Raw genomic sequence first — 16,838 nt, 5'->3', positions numbered from 1 at the left:
TGAGGGTAAATGGCACGTCGCCTTGGCGTCCGGGCCTCGTACAGGGTTCTGGCGGCGCGCACCCAATGACCGTACTGATCGTCTACATTTAGGGGTATCTCCCTTTCTCAAGAGAATGACCATGGTTACATCACGTTCGTTGATTGCAGCTTTTACCTGCCTGGCCCTGGTGGCAGGTTCCGAAGTTGCCATGGCGGATCCAGGCAACGGCAAGGGCAATGCACAATTCGACCATGGCCAGGGTCATGGGCAAGGAGGCCAGGGTGGACCGGGCAACAAGGGTGGGCAGGGCAATCCTGGCAACAAGGGGAATCAGGGCGGCAAGGGCGGCGGCGATTGGCACAACGGCCCCAGCATTGATCGAGGCGGCATCATCAGTGTGATCGGCGGCTATCGGGATTACTGGAGCCCGGGCCCCGCGCTGCCTCCGGGCATCCAGAAAAACCTCGCCCGAGGCAAGCCGTTGCCTCCCGGTATCGCAAAGAAACTGGACGGTCGCTTGTTGGGTCGGTTGCCGCACTACGATGGCTACGAATGGCGCCAGGCAGGCACCGACCTGATTCTGGTGGCGATTGCCAGCGGCATTATCTATGAAGTGCTGAGCGGCGCGTTCGACTGACGCGTTGGCCAGTCGGTGAAGCGAACCTTATGTGGGAGCGAGTCTGCTCGTGATGACGGTCCGTCAGTTGCTGCATTATCGGCTGAGCTGACGCTATCGCGAGCAGGTTTCGTATCAGTTTTCAAGTTGGCGCAGGCGCTTGTACAAGGTGTTGCGGCTGACGCCCAGCCGTCGCGCCAGGTGTGAAATATTCCCGCCGACGGCCTGCAACTGCCTGTTCAAGTCTTCGGCATCGTTCAAGTCCACCGCCAGCGGTTCGGGGGTGTCGACCGGCTCCATTTCAAGGTCGACGAAGAAGTCGTCCGGCAGGTGTTCCGGGCGGATCGGCTGTTCCTCGGCCATCGCCAGGGCCACTTGCAGCACGCTGCTGACCTGGCGCAGGTTGCCCGGCCACGGATGGCGCTCGAACAGCTCCAGAACCTCGCGGCTCAAGCCGGCCCATTGGGTCGGTTCGCGGTGGTGTTCCCACAGGCGTCTGAACAGGGCCTGCTTGTCGCTACGCTCGCGCAGCGGTGGCAACTCCAGGGTCAGGCCGCCGATGCGGTAGTACAGATCTTCCCGGAACCGGCCCAGTTGCACCTGTTCACGTAGCAAGCGGTTGGTGGCGGAAATGATGCGGATGTCCACCGGGAACAGCTCGGCGCTGCCCACCGGCTGCACGCAGCGCTCCTGCAATACCCGCAGCAGCCGGGCCTGGGTCGGCAGCGGCATGTCGCCGATCTCGTCGAGAAACAGCGTGCCACGGTCGGCCTTGCGAATCAGGCCGATGCTGCCTTTCTGGTTGGCGCCGGTGAAGGCGCCTTTTTCGTAACCGAACAGTTCCGACTCCACCAGCTCGGCGGGGATCGCCGCGCAGTTGACTGCGATGAACGCCTGCTTGCAGCGCGAGCTGGCCTGGTGCAGGGCCTTGACGAACACTTCCTTGCCGACGCCGGTCTCGCCATGGATCAGCAACGGAATGTCTTTTTCCAGCAAACGTTCGGCCTGGCGCACGGCCTTTTCTACGCGGCTGTCACCAAAATGCAGGGTGTTGAGGTTGATGACGTTGCTGGCGGGCGCCGGAGCCGGTGTGGGTGGGGGCTCGGCAAACACCCGCGGCTTGATCGACAACTGGCTCGGGCGCTTGAGCAGGCATTGGAAGCGGTTGCGTCCCGAAGCTTGCAAGGAGAAGGGCAGGCCGTCGGGCTGGTTCAGCAGCTCCATCAGCGAGACTTTGAACAGGCTTTCGATGCTCACCCTGGACAGGCTCAGACCCAGCAGGTTGTCGGCCCGGCGGTTGGCGGACAGCACCTGGCCGGTTTCATCGAAAATCAGTAATCCGGCCCATTGGCTGTCGAGGTTGTTCAAACCGGTGTTGAAAGTCAGCTGGAAGTGTTCGCCGCGAAACAGGTTCAGGATCAGCCGGTTCTCCACGGTTTGGCTCATCATCTTGACCATGCCCAAGGTGTGGGAGGGCGGCAGGTAGCTGTCGCTGGAGACGTCCAGCACGGCGATGACCTTGCGCTCGGCGTCGAAGATCGGCGCGGCGGAGCCGGTCATGAAACGGTTGGCCTTGAGGAAATGTTCATCGTGCTCGATGTGCACGGCCTGCTCGCAGGCCAGCGCGGTGCCGATGGCGTTGGTGCCGGTGCAGCGCTCCATCCAGCTTGCCCCGGCGCTGAAGCCGTGGGCCAGTTTCGGTTCGATGAAGCGTTGGGTGCCCCACGAGGTAAGCACCTGACCCTGGTTGTCGGCCAGCATGATCAGGCAGTTGGAGTTGCTCAGGATGTTTTCGTAATACGGCAGCACTTCCTGGTGGGTAGTCTGCACCAGCGAATGCTGGCTCTCCAGCAACTGGGCAATGCCTTCGGCGGGCAGCGGGTCGAAGGACGGCACGCTCTGATGGCTCAGGCCAAAGGCGCGGCAACGGGACCAGGAAGCCTGGATGATGGCCTCGTGGGACAAGGCAGGAGCAGGTGCGGCCATGGGGCACTCTCGCAGGAGCTTTTTATTGTTGGGTGAGTCTCGCACATCCTCCTTGTGCTGGGGCAGGTCTGGATATCACTTAATGCACATTCCCCCTGTGGGAGCGAGCCTGCTCGCGATGGCGTTGGGTCAGTCAACATTATCGGCGCTGACACACCGCTATCGCGAGCAGGCTCGCTCCCACAGGGGATCATAGCCGGCCCGCTATGCCTTCCTTCAGTGTTGTTCAAATTTGTTCATTGTCAACGCTCGGACTGTTCAGTTGTTCAGTCTGAGTTGTTCACTTTCGTTCATCAACGAACACTTTTTCCGGACGGATTTCAGGTAAATACAGCCAGATCAAGGGTTTGTAATTTCTGGCATGGCTTTCGCTTTTGCACGTGGGTCGCTTGACTCCAAATAATAAAAAGGCCGAGCCATGTCATTAAAGCTTGAGCACATCTGTCGCACCGTCGAAGGCCAGACCTGGATCGACGATGCCAACCTGAATTTCGAACCCGGATCCTTCAACGTCCTGCTGGGCCGCACGCTGTCCGGCAAGACCAGCCTTATGCGGCTGATGGCCGGACTGGACAAGCCCGACAGCGGACGCGTGCTGATGAACGGCGTCGACGTCACGAACAAGCCCGTGCGGCTGCGTAACGTGTCGATGGTCTATCAGCAGTTCATCAATTACCCGACCATGACCGTTTTCGAAAACATCGCCTCGCCGTTGCGCCAGGCCGGTGTCTCCGATGAGGTGATCCAGAGCAAGGTGCTGGAAACCGCGCGGATGCTGCGGATCGAGAAATTCCTCAAGCGTCATCCTCTGGAATTGTCCGGCGGCCAGCAACAGCGCACGGCCATGGCCCGGGCGCTGGTCAAGGACGCTGAGTTGATCCTGTTCGATGAGCCGCTGGTGAACCTGGACTACAAATTGCGCGAAGAGCTGCGCCAGGAGATGCGTGAACTGTTCCAGGCGCGCCATACCATTGCTGTCTACGCCACCACCGAACCCAACGAGGCCTTGGCCTTGGGTGGTACGACCACGATCCTGCATGAAGGACGGGTGATCCAGAGCGGCAAGTCGTCCTCGGTCTACCACCAGCCACAAACCGTGCTGGCCGCCGAGCTGTTCTCCGAACCACCGATCAACCTGATGCCGGGGCGCATTGCCGGCAATGAGGTGAGCTTCGCCAATTTCGTGCACTTCCCGCTGAACGTCGACCTGCGGCCAGTGGGCGAGGGCGAGTTCCGCTTCGGTGTGCGGCCCAGCCATATTTCCCTGGTGCCGAGCAACGACGATGACCTGGAGCTGGCGGTCACCGTCGAGGTCGCTGAAATCAGCGGTTCGGAAACCTTCCTGCACGTGCGTAACGAACATTTCCTGCTGGTGCTGCACCTGCCAGGTGTTCACGAGTACGACGTGGATGCGCCGATCCGCATCTACATCCCGACCCACAAACTGTTTGTCTTCGACGCCCAGGGCAAGTTGGTCCAGGCGCCGGGCCAGCGCATCGCGAGGGTTGCCTGATGGCTGAAATTCATTTGCAGAACCTCGCCCACAGCTATACCAGCACTCCGGCGGGCCCCGAGGATTACGCGATCCGCGAAATGAACCACGTCTGGGAGCAGGGCGGCGCCTATGCGTTGCTCGGCCCATCGGGTTGCGGTAAATCCACGTTGCTCAACATCATATCCGGTCTTCTCAGCCCCTCAGAGGGCCAGGTGAAGTTCGACGGCAAGGTCGTCAACGAGCTGAGCCCGGAGCGGCGCAACATTGCCCAGGTGTTCCAGTTCCCGGTGGTCTACGACACCATGACGGTGTTCGACAACCTGGCGTTCCCGCTGCGCAACCAAGGCATGGCCGAGCCGAAAGTCCATACCAAGGTGCAGGAAATTGCCGAGGTGCTCGACCTGCAGAACCTGCTGGACAAGAAAGCCCGCAACCTCACCGCCGATGAAAAACAGAAAGTCTCCATGGGCCGTGGGCTGGTGCGCGACGACGTGTCGGCGATCCTGTTCGACGAACCGCTGACGGTGATCGACCCGCACCTGAAATGGAAGCTGCGGCGCAAGCTCAAGCAGATTCACGAGCAGTTCAACATCACCATGGTTTACGTCACCCACGATCAGTTGGAGGCCTCCACCTTCGCCGACAAGATCGCCGTGATGTATGGCGGCCAGATCGTGCAGTTCGGCACACCCCGTGATTTGTTCGAGCGCCCGAGCCACACCTTCGTCGGCTACTTCATCGGCAGCCCCGGCATGAACCTGATCGAGGTCACGGCGCAACCCGGTGGCGTGGGCTTTGCCTCGACCCATTTGCCGCTCTCCGCGACCCTGCAACAGCGGGTGGCCGAGGCGCAGGGCAAGCGCCTGAAGGTCGGCATCCGTCCGGAGTTCATTCACGTCTGGGACGGGCCATACGACGACGCGATGCGCGCCGAAGTCGTCCACGTCGAAGACCTGGGCACTTACAAGATCCTGACCCTGAACCTCGATGGCGCGCCGTTGAAAGTGCGCCTGGCCGAGGACAAACCGGTGCCCGAGGGCACGGCGTACATCAGTTTTCCGGCGCAATGGCTGATGGTCTATGCCGATGAATACCTGCTGGAACCGTTGAGCGAGGTGCAGCCATGAACAAGGTGCAGAACAACAAGGCCTGGTGGCTGGTATTGCCGGTGTTCCTGCTGGTGGCCTTCAGTGCCGTGATCCCGATGATGACGGTGGTCAACTATTCGGTGCAGGACATCTTCGACCAGTCCAGCCGTTACTTCGTCGGTGCCGACTGGTACAAGCAGGTGCTGATGGACCCACGGCTGCACGATTCGCTGCTGCGTCAGTTCATCTATTCGGCGTGTGTGCTGCTGATCGAAATCCCCCTGGGAATTGCCATCGCGCTGACCATGCCGACCAAGGGCAAGTGGTCGTCGCTGGTGTTGATCATCCTGGCGATTCCGCTGCTGATCCCGTGGAACGTGGTGGGCACCATCTGGCAGATTTTCGGTCGCGCCGACATTGGTTTGCTGGGCTCGACGCTCAACAGCCTGGGCATCAACTACAACTATGCGGCCAACACCATGGACGCCTGGGTCACGGTGCTGGTGATGGACGTCTGGCACTGGACGTCGCTGGTGGCCTTGCTCTGCTACTCGGGGCTGCGGGCGATTCCGGATGTGTACTACCAGGCGGCGCGGATCGACCGGGCTTCGAACTGGGCGGTGTTCCGGCACATCCAGTTGCCGAAGATGAAGAGCGTGCTGCTGATCGCTGTGATGCTGCGCTTCATGGACAGCTTCATGATCTACACCGAACCGTTCGTGCTCACCGGCGGCGGGCCGGGCAACGCCACCACATTCCTCAGCCAGACCTTGACGCAGATGGCTATCGGTCAATTCGACCTGGGCCCGGCGGCGGCGTTTTCCCTGGTGTACTTCCTGATCATTCTGTTGGTGTCGTGGCTGTTCTATACCGCCATGACGCACTCCGACGCCAACCGTTGAGGCCCGTCCCATGAACAAGAAAAAGCTGATTGCGCTGCTGATCTACATCCTGTTCCTGCTGGTGCCCATCTACTGGCTGCTGAACATGTCGTTCAAGAGCAACACCGAGATCCTCGGCAGCCTGACCCTGTGGCCGCAGGCGTTCACCTTCCACAACTACAAGGTGATCTTCACCGACCCGAGCTGGTACACCGGCTATCTGAACTCGTTGTACTACGTGAGCCTGAACACGGTGATTTCCCTGGCCGTGGCGCTGCCGGCGGCCTATGCGTTCTCGCGCTACCGGTTCCTGGGGGACAAGCATCTGTTCTTCTGGCTGTTGACCAACCGAATGGCGCCGCCGGCAGTGTTCCTGTTGCCGTTCTTCCAGCTGTACTCGTCCATCGGCCTGTTCGACACCCACATTGCCGTGGCCCTGGCCCACTGCCTGTTCAACGTGCCGCTGGCGGTATGGATCCTCGAAGGCTTCATGTCCGGGGTGCCAAAAGAAATCGACGAGACGGCCTACATTGACGGCTACAGTTTCCCCAAGTTTTTCGTGAAGATCTTCGTCCCGTTGATCGGCTCCGGCATCGGCGTCACGGCGTTCTTCTGCTTTATGTTTTCCTGGGTCGAACTGCTGCTGGCGCGCACGCTGACCTCGGTCAACGCCAAGCCGATCGCCGCGGTGATGACGCGGACCGTGTCGGCCTCGGGGATCGATTGGGGGGTGCTGGCGGCGGCAGGGGTGTTGACTATCCTGCCGGGCATGCTGGTGATCTGGTTCGTTCGTAACCATGTGGCCAAGGGCTTTGCCCTGGGCCGGGTCTGAGGAGTCGATGATGGAATGGATGAACTGGACCGTCCCCACGGCGGCGTTCTTTGGGGTCATTGCCTTGCTGCTGGCCGGCATGACCACGTGGGAGTTTCGGTCGCCGAGCATTCCTCGGCGTGGTTTCCTGCCGATCACCACCACCCGTGGCGATCGGTTGTTTATCGGTCTTCTCGGTAGCGCCTACCTGCACCTGATGGTGATAGGCGCCACCGACTGGAGCATCTGGATAGCGTTCGCGTTGTCTTTGGTGTGGCTGTTGGCAGTGATGCGGTGGGGCTAGTCGCAAGGCGATCAGGCTCTAAAACCCAAACAGGAGGTCTCTATGTTCGATAAAAACAATAAGCTGCGACATAGCGTTTCATTGGCAGCCATGCTGGCACTCAGCGGGCTGAGTGCTGCGGCCTGGGCCGACGCCTATGAAGACGCCGCTAAGAAGTGGATTGGCAATGAATTCAAACCGTCGACCCTGACAGCCGATCAGCAACTTGAAGAGCTCAAGTGGTTCATCAAGGCGGCGGAGCCGTTTCGCGGCATGAAAATCAACGTGGTGTCGGAAACCATCGCCACTCACGAATATGAATCGAAGGTGCTGGCCAAGGCCTTCACCGAAATCACGGGTATCCAGCTGACCCACGACCTGCTGCAGGAAGGCGACGTGGTGGAGAAACTGCAGACCCAGATGCAGTCCGATAAAAACATCTACGACGGCTGGGTCAACGATTCGGACCTGATCGGTACGCACTTTCGCTACGGCAAGACCGAAGCGATTACCGACATGATGGCCAACGAAGGCAAGAACTTCACATCGCCGACCCTGGACCTCAAGGATTTCATCGGTACCTCGTTCACCACCGCGCCGGATGGCAAGCTCTATCAACTGCCCGACCAGCAGTTCGCCAACCTCTACTGGTTCCGCGCCGACTGGTTCGAGCGGCCGGACCTGAAAGCCAAGTTCAAGCAAATATACGGCTACGAGCTGGGCGTACCGGTGAACTGGTCGGCCTATGAAGACATCGCCAAGTTCTTCTCCGAAGACGTCAAGGAGATCGACGGCAAGCGCGTTTACGGGCACATGGACTACGGCAAGAAAGACCCGTCCCTGGGCTGGCGTTTCACCGACGCCTGGTTCTCCATGGCCGGCGGCGGCGACAAGGGCTTGCCCAACGGCTTGCCGGTGGACGAGTGGGGGATCCGCGTCGAAGACTGCCATCCGGTCGGCTCCAGCGTGACCCGTGGCGGCGACACCAACGGCCCGGCAGCCGTGTTCGCGACCACCAAGTACGTGGACTGGATGAAAAAATATGCCCCACCGGAAGCGGCAGGCATGACCTTCTCCGAATCCGGCCCGGTGCCGTCCCAAGGCAACATCGCCCAGCAGATTTTCTGGTACACGGCATTCACCGCCGACATGACCAAGCCGGGCCTGCCGGTGATGAATGCCGATGGCACGCCGAAATGGCGCATGGCACCTTCGCCGCGTGGTCCTTACTGGGAAGAGGGCATGAAGCTGGGGTATCAGGACGTGGGCTCGTGGACGTTCATGAAATCCACGCCTGAGAAACAGCGCCTGGCAGCCTGGCTGTATGCGCAGTTCGTGACCTCCAAAACCGTATCGCTGAAGAAAACCATCGTCGGCCTGACGCCGATTCGCGAGTCGGACATCAACTCCCAGGCGATGACCGACCTGGCACCGAAGCTTGGCGGCCTGGTGGAGTTCTACCGCAGCCCGGCCCGTGTGCAGTGGACCCCGACCGGGACCAACGTGCCGGACTATCCGCGTCTGGCGCAGCTGTGGTGGAGCCACATCGCCGAAGCCGCCAGCGGCGAGAAAACCCCGCAACAGGCGCTCGACGGCCTGGCCAAGGATCAGGACGCGATCATGACTCGCCTGGAGCGCTCCAAGGCCCAGGCCACCTGCGCCCCGAAAATGAACCCCGAGCGCGACGCGCAATACTGGTTCGACCAACCGGGCGCACCGAAGCCGAAACTGGCGAACGAGAAGCCGAAAGGCGAGACGGTGAACTACAACGAGCTGCTGAAATCCTGGGAGGCGGCCCGCAAGTAAAACGTCTGATAGGGAAAGACAAACGGCACCGAAAGGTGCCGTTTTTTTTCCAACGCTCCCAGCGCTGATGTGCCTGGATCTGCCGTTGGCGCGGACCCTGTGGGAGCGAGCCTGCTCGCGATGACGGCGGCACATTCGACCGCAATGCAAGCTGACCCGCCGCCATCGCGAGCAGGCTCGCTCCCACAGTTGATTGGGGGTGTATTTGAGAGTCGCGGCTGGCGCGGGCCCTGTGGGTGCAAGCTAGCCCGCCTTGGCTGAGCTTCCTCCTGGTTGTACCGCCACGGGCGACGGTCGGGTGCTCATCAATGCATCGAGGGCCTGGCGATAGCTTCGGCCCGCCAGGCTCATGCTGTTGTTGTGGGTGGCGCCCGGCACCATCAACAGGCGCTTGGGCTGCCGGGCGGCGTTGAACAATTGCTCGCTGAAGCGCGGCGGCACGTAACGGTCGGCCGCGCCATGGACGATCAACAGCGGCATGTTGATCTCGCCGATCTTGTCGATGGAATCGAACTTCTGCGACAGCAACCAGCGTACCGGCAGGGAGGTGTCTGCCATGGCGGTGGCCACATCCCCCAGGGAAGTGAACGTGGACTCGATGATCAAGCCCCTGGCCGGCACGACGCCGCCTTCCTTGACAGCCTTCTGCCCCAGCTCTGCCGCAAGGTCCACCGCAATGGCGCCTCCCAGTGAATGGCCGTAGATCAACCGCAGGGCCGGGTCCGGTTGCAGCACTTCAAGACGTTCCCAGGCGATTCGCGCATCTTCATAGACACTGGCCTCCGAAGGGAGATCGCCCTGGCTCTTGCCGAAGCCCCGGTAATCGATGGCCAACACCGAAAAGCCCATCGCGTTCAACTGCTGGATACGAAACAACTGGCCGGTCAGGTTCCAGCGCACCCCATGCAGATACAGGATCGCCGGCGCGTTCTTGCGCGCGACCGGCCACCACCACCCATGAATGTTTTCCCCGGCCTTGAAGCGCTTCGGCTTGAGATCGAACTCTTGCAGGCCCTTGGGGATCCCGCTGAACCAGGTAGCGGTCCCTGGCTCGATGCGAAACACCAGCTCGCGTTCCTTGTGCTGCAACACAGCGCAACCCACCGGCAGCCCGACCACCATTGCCGCCATGAAAGACAGTGCCAGCCAGCGCCGTTTAAGAACAGGAAGGGAAAATAAAGACATCGACGCGATTCGCTACCGGGAACAGAAGAATGCGTTTTAGCAGATTCCTCCAATGGATGGAGGGTCTTTTGGCTCAGAGGCCGAGGCTTTTCAATCCAATCGAACTCCTGCGTCGCGCCCCCACTCGAAAACTCAACACCCACAAACATCGAGGGCGATTTCATGACGACGCAACATTCGGATAAAAAGGCGGGGGCCATGCCGGCCAAGGATGCGAGCGGCGAGCCGGTCCCGGTGGTGGAGCGGGATATCCGCCGGCCCGATCCGGACACTGACAAGGTCGACAAGGTGATTACCCCCACGTCGATCAAGAGCCATGAGCAGGACGCCGAAAAGCTGAAGGACAAGGTCGGGCAGGTTGAACAGAAGCTGGACCGCTGACGGCGTCACATTGTCTCTGGATCCAGAATCACACCCGTGGCGAGGGAGCTTGCTCCCGCTGGGCCGGGCTGGCGCTCCAGCGCGTGGCGGCCCTTGTTCCAGGGGACTGCTTCGCAGTCCAGCGGGAGCAAGCTCCCTCGCCACAAGGTCAATGTGAAGTGCAGGTCGACGCGCCCGTCGAGCAACGGTTGTTGGGCCAGGTCACAGGCTCGTTCGAAGCCGGGCCTGTTTGAAGCTTTTCCAGAGCCGAAGGGCAAGCCCCAATATCAGGCCATCGGGTTGCCAGGAATAAAAACTCCAACGCCAATGTTCCAGTTGTCCGGTCATGCGTTCGTGCAATTGATGGCTGGAGTTATTGAGGCCGACCCGTGACGCATCGATCCACCGCCAGTTTTCGTCCAGGCCCCAGCGAATCCATTCTTCGAGCAATACCCGGCCACTCCCCAGGTCAGCGTGTTGTGGCAGGAACGCCAGGTTGTAGTCGTACAATCGGCCCTGGTCCAGCAGACCCAGGCGATAGCTGATGCACTGGCCGTTCAGCTCCAGCGTTACCACCCGCACCAGCCCTTGGGCAGCGAGGGCGGTGAAGGCGAGGTTCATCCATTGGCGGCGAACGGGGGTGGCGAAGATGCCGACACCTTCCTCGCCTTTCCAGCTGGCGTCCTCGACTTCAGCCAGGGTTCGCAACAAATGCCCCATGCTGATGGCATCTGGCGTTATCCGGCGGATCTCGCCGCCACAAGCAGCGATTCGCTTGCGCGCTCGACGCAACTTGTAGCGTGGATCACCAGAGACCTCCTGATGGTCGCTGTCGCTGATCAGGTGCACCGGAGCCCGGCAACTGAGTCGTCGCTCTGCGGTGGAACTCAGCGCCATCCAGGCGCTGAGGACGCTTTGTTCACCGTCCGGTTCGATCACTTCGTTCAACTGCAGCAATGCATGAGGCAAGTGCCGACGGATCTGCATCAGCGCCTGGCCCATGTCCTCGGCGTCCAGGCGCGCCAGCAGGGCGATGCGGTCGGCCATTGGAAAACCCAAGTGATGCAGCACCCGGAACCGCAACCCACCGATACGTTCAAGTCCTGATATCAGGGGCAGGCACAGGCATAAGGTCTGGTCCTGCCAGCCCAGCAACACATGCAGTTGCTGCTCGGGCAACAGGACGATTTCCGCTGCTTGCAGCCAGGCCAGGGTGTTGAACGGTGTTGCGTAGGCCACCTGGTTTCGCAGCTGTTCATAAGCTGAGGCAGGAAAGTCCGCCGCGCCCAGGGAGCGACACCATTGGAACCGGATCGCCATGGGGATCAGGCCGCTGAAGTCGAGGCAGCCGGCTGGGCCGGTTTACGAAAGGGGTCCAGTACCGTGCCGGTGTAGGACGTATTGCGTAGAAGCCGCCAACGGCCGAACAAGCGATAAAGATGGGTGATCTGCCCGCGCTCCTGGAAGCCCATGCGGATGTGCATCTTGATCGCCTGGGGGTTTTGCAAATCGCAGACATCGACCATGGTGTTGCAACCGTGCTCTGCCATGACTTTCCACACTTGCAACTGCATGTCCGCCGATATACGGGTACCCCAGTATTCAGGGATGGCCTCGCCACCGAATTGAAAGTACTCGCCAGGCTTGATTGGAAAGTTGCAGTGATAGAAATGGTGGTCGAAATAGTCCCGTGTACTGGCCCAGGCGAAACCCACGGTGTCGCCCTGATCATCCAGGTACATCAAGCCTGTGTAGCCTTCGGCCGCCAGCTCGCGCATGGTTTCGACACGGTCGGCGAAGTGCCGGGCAAAAGCATCGGCATTGCTGATCGTGATGAACTCCAGGCGCATCGGTGGGTAGGGCTTGAGGTTATGGGGGGGGAGCGGGGTCCGTATATCATGCTCCAGCCACACCAGTCGGGTGTGGGAAAATACGTAGCGTTTGCAGAGCTGCTTTAGAACGGCGCGTAGACCTTTTTTCTGGATGCGATCACGCAATGTCTGAAGAGCGTTCATGGTGCCTCCTGACGAGTGGCAGGGTTGGGGGGGAGAGGGGCTATCCAACTGAGGGCGAACACGGTTTCCCCTGGCAGGAGAAACCTGACCTGGCCGGTCTTGCAGTCAAGCGCAGCGCTGTGGCTACGGTTGTCTGGGCCGAAATACCACAGGGTCATGCCAGGTTGAGGGCAGGCCGTGCCGTCGAGGCTGACCTGATGGGCTCGGGTGCTTTTGTTCACGCCCAGCAGACTGCGCTGCTTCCCGGTGGCCATGGCCAGGGCGTCGACTTCAAACGCGTCGTTGTCCAGGCGCAGCACCTGATCGAGCCAATGTTGTTGAATGAACTGCTGGGCCAGGCCCACGGGCTTGAGCTCGAAGCGCTGATCGTCCAGAACCCGCACCATGCCTTTGGGGTACTCCGGTTCATCGGCGGCCATGAACCAGTTGAGCATGTCCAGCCAGCCGTCGGCCGAGGCGTTGATGGCCACGGATGTCCACCACAGGCCGGCGTAATGGGTTTCCTGATCGTAAGGGCTCAGGCTCGAGCCACTGGACATGTTGGTCTGGTCCAACAGCAAGGCCTTGCGCGGCCGACCCTGGTTGTCCAGTCCCACCAGGTTGGCGGCCTGGCGGACACTGTCGCGGTAGACCCGGGTCGCCAACAGGTCGCGGATCATCCATTCATGCCAGGCCAGGGCGTCGATCTGGTCGTCGGACGTCGCCAGCAGGCGCCGTGCCCAGTCGATCCCACGCCTGTCAGCGGCATTTTCGGTGAAGGGGCCGTTGACGAACTGCGAGCTGGCCGGCATGGCGATGCGGACACCGGCATGTGCGTTGGCAGGATCGGCGCGGACCTGGGCAGCCATGCTCTGGAACATTTGTTGGAAACTGGCGAAATCTGGGTAACCGAGGTTCGGCTCATCGGCAAAACTGAGGTAGTGCAGACCTTTGCCGCCCAACGCGCGGGTCGACGTGAGCCAGGCTTGCAAGCCGCTGTGACTCGTCCGGTCGGGCTTTAGATCGGACTGGCGCTGGCTGCCGGCCAGCAGAGTGATGTCTTGGCTGATGGCGAAGCGGTCTTGGTACAAACGTCGGAAGGCATCTTCATAAGTGGCCCTGGCTGCCGTGATATCGACGAAGCTGTACAGGCTCGCCGCCTGGGGTTTGAGCGCATCGAGCGCAGCGTAGCTGGATGGCGGCAGTAACTCATAGGGCAGGTATATGCCCAGCTTTGGGGTCGTGCCGAGCGCCTCGTCGTACAGTTTCAGGTGGGTCTGACCCGGATCCTGGCGCAGTGGCAGCAACTGCGCCGGATCCTGGGCGAACAGATTGGCGGTGCCGTCCAGCCAGAACGCGGCCTTGCCGTTGCCCTGTAGATGCAAGCGCCAGATTTGTTCGACGTCAGCCACTGGCAGCGCGACCTGATCGAACTGCCAATAGGCCCGGTACGGCTTGAGGTTCAGTTGTAACTGCTTACCGTCGCCGACGCGCCGGGCTTGCAGCGCACGTACGCCGCCGTGAAACTTGCCTGCCAGCACCGCCTGTTCGCCAGCCGCGACCTTGAAATACAGCTCGTCGCCGTCATGGGTTTCGGCATTGAAATGCACCTTTGCCGGGGCAAACAGAGCGCGGGTGCGCGCGTCGTGCTCAACGGTGTAGCGACGGAAGCTGTAGCCGGGAATTTCCAGGCGATAACTGGCGGGACCTGGTGCCAGCGGCCATTGCTGTTCACCACGGGTCTGATCCGCCTGGACCACGCGCTCACCCGCCAATCGTCCCTGGCCGTCAAGCAGATACAGGTGTTCGATATTGGTCTCGGCTTTCCAGGCGGGCACCCAGCGCACGGTGACAATGTCCGGGCGGTCGGTTTGCAGATACAGGCTGCCATCACGGATGCCGGTCCATTGCATGGCCGCGCCTTGAGCCGAAAGCGCCAGGCCCCACAGGCCCAGCCACAGGCCGATTCTCCAGCACCACCGCGTTGACCCCATCGCGAGCAGGCTCGCGATGGCGTACTGGCAGGCGACGAAGCGTTTCATGCCGATTTCCCCAATAGCATCTGGCGCATCGGCAGCCAATCGCTGGGCAGGATGATCAGTGTTTGCCACAGTGCCACGCCACTGAGACGGCAGTACATCAACAACAGCCCCAGGGTGACACTCAGGTAGGCGATCGAGGACGCGGTGGCAGCGCCAACGATGCCGTAGCGCGGGATCAGAATCAGGTTCAGCGCCAGGTTCAGCAGTGCCCCCCCGCCCATCAGCAGTGAAACGGTGCCGGGGCGGTTCTTGCCCAACAGGTCCAGGCGCAGGATGCTCGCATAGCACAAGCCGAACACCCCTGGCAGCAGCGCCAGCAGGGCCGGGTACGCCGGCTGATAGTCGATGCCGAACAGGGTGACGATCAGCCATTCGCCGACCAGCACCATCCCCAGGCAGGCGCCTAGCATGGCCGTGGCGGTGAGGCGCAGGGCCAGCGGGGTCAGGCGCTTCATGTCGCTGTCCTGCTGCAGCAGGCGTTTCATCAGGGGTGTAGTGACGGCTTCCGGAACGATATGCAGCAGTTCGGCCGCCGCGCTGGCCATGGCGTAGTGCCCTAGCGCCGTGCTGCCCAGCAGCGCGCCGATGAACAGGTAATCCGAACGCGTCAACAGTTGCTGGAACAAAAGGTCCGGATGGCTGCGGACACCGTAACGCAACAGTTCGATCTGGCCGGTGCGATCCCAGCGCAGGGTGACCGCATGATCGCGACGCAACCACATCAAACCCACCAGCACCACCAGGCTCAGGCCTGTCAGCCAGCTGATCAGCGCCGCTTCCAGTGCCGTGTCTTTCCACATCCAGAACAGCGCCAGGAACAGCAACAGCGGGATCAGGGACTCCATCAGCCGCAACGCGTTGAACACGCCGACGCCGCCGGAGGCATTGTGCAGCGTCAGCAGGCCGGTCTTGAGCGCCGCCAGCGGCACGGCCAGTAACAGCAACCAGGCCAGCAGTCCCAGTTGCAGGGTGATGTCCAGTCCCGCGCCGAACTCACGCGCCAGTGCCACCACCAGCAGCGTCAGCAACGCCGCCAGCAGACACCCGAAGACCAGCACATGACTGAGCAACAGGCTCATCGGGCGATGCTGCGCCGCCTGATAACCCACGGCGGAATTCAGGCCCCCACTGGTAGTGGCGCTGATCAGGTCCGGCAGGGTGCTGAGCAGCGCCAACAGCCCTCGTTCGCTGGGCCCCAGGATCCGTGCCAGCAACACGTTGCGCAACAGGCGCAGGCCGATCATCGCCAGGCTCGTGCCCATGCTCAACGCCAGGAGCCTGAGGTAACGTGCGCGGTTCATGAACGGGCTCCTCGGCGAATACGCCAGGCCAATAACTCGGGATGACAGGCGTTGCGTTGGCTGACGCCGAAACGTGGCAGGTTCAGCGGGTCGCGGTCATGGCGATACAGTCCGGCCGCGGTGCCCAACGCGAACGCAAAACCGTGGGCTGCCACCTGCTCGCGCACACGAGCGTCATTGTCGCCGTTGGGGTAGCAATACACCGGCAAGGGTTGGGCGCAGCCGTTTTCCAGAGCCGTGCGGCTGCGGGTCAGTTCTTCGTGCAGGCGATGGTCGTCCAGCCCGGTGAGGATCGCGTGGCTGGCGCCATGGGGGCCGAAGCGGATCAATCCGGAGTCTTCCAGCATGCGCACCTGGGTCCAGTCCAGCGCCTGGGGCTGGGAGCCTTGTGGGCAGACGTCGGTGAGGTCGCTCAATATTTTTGGATCGAGGGTCTTGAGGCTTTGCAGATAGTGCAGCAATGACAGGCTGCGGCGCTCGTCATCCAGGTCATCGAGCATAACCGGCAGCGGCCGTCCGGCCTGTTGCAAATGTTCGATCAGCGCCAGTCGCGCCACCTGGCCGTGACTGCCCCAGAGGGTTTCGCCGATGCTTTCCCACCAGAAGTGCTGGCGGCTGCCGATGAAATCGGTGGACAGAAAAATACTCGCCGGCACCTGATATTGGCGCAGCAAGGGGAAAGCATTCATGGCGTTGTCGCGCCAGCCGTCATCGAAGGTCAGGGCGACCCGCGGACGGTCCGGAACGGTGGCGGGGTCGGCCAGCAGCAGGGTCATCAGGGGAACGCATTCGAAATGCCGTTGTAGCCAGATCAGCAAGTGCTCGAAGGCTTGCGGCCCCACGCACAGTTCGTTGCGATGGGGCAGTTCGGCGGCGCGGTCGTTGCTTAGCACACGGTGCAGCATCAGGATCATGCCGGTACCCCGCAAAGGTCCGCGGCCCAGGGCTGTGTTCAGGTACAGCCAGCCGCCGGTGAGCTTGAAGACTTGTTTGATCGACATTGGCCAC

At 61.4% G+C, this 16,838-nt stretch carries 15 protein-coding genes; 8 read left to right on the top strand and 7 right to left on the bottom strand.

The genetic code is table 11. The features are described 5' to 3' along the window. Positions 1–121: 121 nt before the first annotated feature. Positions 122–619, top strand: a complete 498-nt coding sequence (locus ACLEJR_RS16775; RefSeq protein ID WP_440815168.1) for an anti-virulence regulator CigR family protein — start codon at positions 122–124, stop codon at positions 617–619. A 114-nt stretch (positions 620–733) separates the two neighbouring features. Here ACLEJR_RS16775 and ACLEJR_RS16770 read toward each other — a convergent pair whose 3' ends face one another. Further along, positions 734–2,584, bottom strand: coding sequence for a sigma-54-dependent Fis family transcriptional regulator (locus tag ACLEJR_RS16770; RefSeq protein ID WP_440792744.1), 1,851 nt, complete (start codon positions 2,582–2,584; stop codon positions 734–736). 418 nt (positions 2,585–3,002) lie between these two features. Between ACLEJR_RS16770 and ACLEJR_RS16765 the strand changes: the two genes are divergently transcribed. Genes ACLEJR_RS16765 through ACLEJR_RS16740 form a run of 6 tightly spaced genes read left to right on the top strand, consistent with a single transcriptional unit; the run spans position 3,003 to position 8,948 of the window. After that, positions 3,003–4,097 carry an ABC transporter ATP-binding protein gene (locus tag ACLEJR_RS16765; protein ID WP_440815166.1) on the top strand — a complete coding sequence of 365 codons (1,095 nt, stop codon included), beginning with the start codon at positions 3,003–3,005 and terminating at the stop codon, positions 4,095–4,097. After that, positions 4,097–5,206, top strand: a complete 1,110-nt coding sequence (locus tag ACLEJR_RS16760) for an ABC transporter ATP-binding protein (protein ID WP_440792746.1) — start codon at positions 4,097–4,099, stop codon at positions 5,204–5,206. Before ACLEJR_RS16765 ends, ACLEJR_RS16760 begins: the two co-directional genes overlap by 1 nt. Beyond that, a complete protein-coding gene (locus ACLEJR_RS16755) occupies positions 5,203–6,069 on the top strand; it encodes a carbohydrate ABC transporter permease (protein ID WP_440792747.1) in 867 nt (288 codons plus the stop codon). Before ACLEJR_RS16760 ends, ACLEJR_RS16755 begins: the two co-directional genes overlap by 4 nt. A 10-nt stretch (positions 6,070–6,079) precedes the next feature. Continuing rightward, entirely contained in the window at positions 6,080–6,880 is an 801-nt protein-coding gene (locus ACLEJR_RS16750) for a carbohydrate ABC transporter permease (protein ID WP_440815163.1), read from the top strand. Positions 6,881–6,890: 10 nt separating this feature from the next. Then, positions 6,891–7,163: a DUF2160 domain-containing protein gene (locus tag ACLEJR_RS16745; RefSeq protein WP_440792751.1), complete on the top strand. Its 273-nt coding sequence runs from the start codon at positions 6,891–6,893 to the stop codon at positions 7,161–7,163. Positions 7,164–7,205: 42 nt separating this feature from the next. Continuing rightward, complete coding sequence (locus ACLEJR_RS16740; protein ID WP_440792753.1) at positions 7,206–8,948, top strand: ABC transporter substrate-binding protein; 1,743 nt, start codon at positions 7,206–7,208, stop codon at positions 8,946–8,948. Between the two features lie 243 nt (positions 8,949–9,191). On the opposite strand, the gene ACLEJR_RS16735 is transcribed toward ACLEJR_RS16740, so the two are convergent. After that, positions 9,192–10,133 (bottom strand): alpha/beta hydrolase, encoded by a 942-nt coding sequence (locus tag ACLEJR_RS16735; RefSeq protein WP_440815161.1) that lies wholly within the window; start codon positions 10,131–10,133, stop codon positions 9,192–9,194. A 162-nt stretch (positions 10,134–10,295) separates the two neighbouring features. On the opposite strand from ACLEJR_RS16735, the gene ACLEJR_RS16730 reads away from it, so the two are divergent. Beyond that, complete coding sequence (locus ACLEJR_RS16730; protein WP_440815158.1) at positions 10,296–10,514, top strand: hypothetical protein; 219 nt, start codon at positions 10,296–10,298, stop codon at positions 10,512–10,514. Positions 10,515–10,715: 201 nt separating this feature from the next. On the opposite strand, the gene ACLEJR_RS16725 is transcribed toward ACLEJR_RS16730, so the two are convergent. From ACLEJR_RS16725 to ACLEJR_RS16705, 5 genes are read right to left on the bottom strand one after another with little or no spacing between them, the layout of a single operon-like run. Further along, positions 10,716–11,813 (bottom strand): GNAT family N-acetyltransferase, encoded by a 1,098-nt coding sequence (locus ACLEJR_RS16725; protein WP_440815156.1) that lies wholly within the window; start codon positions 11,811–11,813, stop codon positions 10,716–10,718. A 5-nt stretch (positions 11,814–11,818) separates the two neighbouring features. Then, on the bottom strand, positions 11,819–12,508 hold the full coding sequence (locus tag ACLEJR_RS16720) for an N-acetyltransferase family protein (protein ID WP_440815153.1): 690 nt from the start codon (positions 12,506–12,508) through the stop codon (positions 11,819–11,821). Beyond that, entirely contained in the window at positions 12,505–14,481 is a 1,977-nt protein-coding gene (locus ACLEJR_RS16715; protein WP_440815293.1) for a hypothetical protein, read from the bottom strand. The genes ACLEJR_RS16720 and ACLEJR_RS16715 overlap by 4 nt, the downstream gene beginning before the upstream one ends. Before the next feature lie 44 nt (positions 14,482–14,525). Next, positions 14,526–15,830, bottom strand: coding sequence for a lipopolysaccharide biosynthesis protein (locus tag ACLEJR_RS16710; RefSeq protein WP_440792764.1), 1,305 nt, complete (start codon positions 15,828–15,830; stop codon positions 14,526–14,528). Further along, positions 15,827–16,831 (bottom strand): polysaccharide deacetylase family protein, encoded by a 1,005-nt coding sequence (locus ACLEJR_RS16705; RefSeq protein WP_440792766.1) that lies wholly within the window; start codon positions 16,829–16,831, stop codon positions 15,827–15,829. Before ACLEJR_RS16705 ends, ACLEJR_RS16710 begins: the two co-directional genes overlap by 4 nt. Positions 16,832–16,838 lie beyond the last annotated feature (7 nt).

Origin of the sequence: Pseudomonas sp. SMN5 (assembly GCF_052041925.1) — a bacterium.
GTDB lineage: Bacteria > Pseudomonadota > Gammaproteobacteria > Pseudomonadales > Pseudomonadaceae > Aquipseudomonas.
The sequence above is the reverse complement of the archived record's forward strand: the minus strand, read 5'-3'. Positions and strand labels throughout refer to the sequence as shown.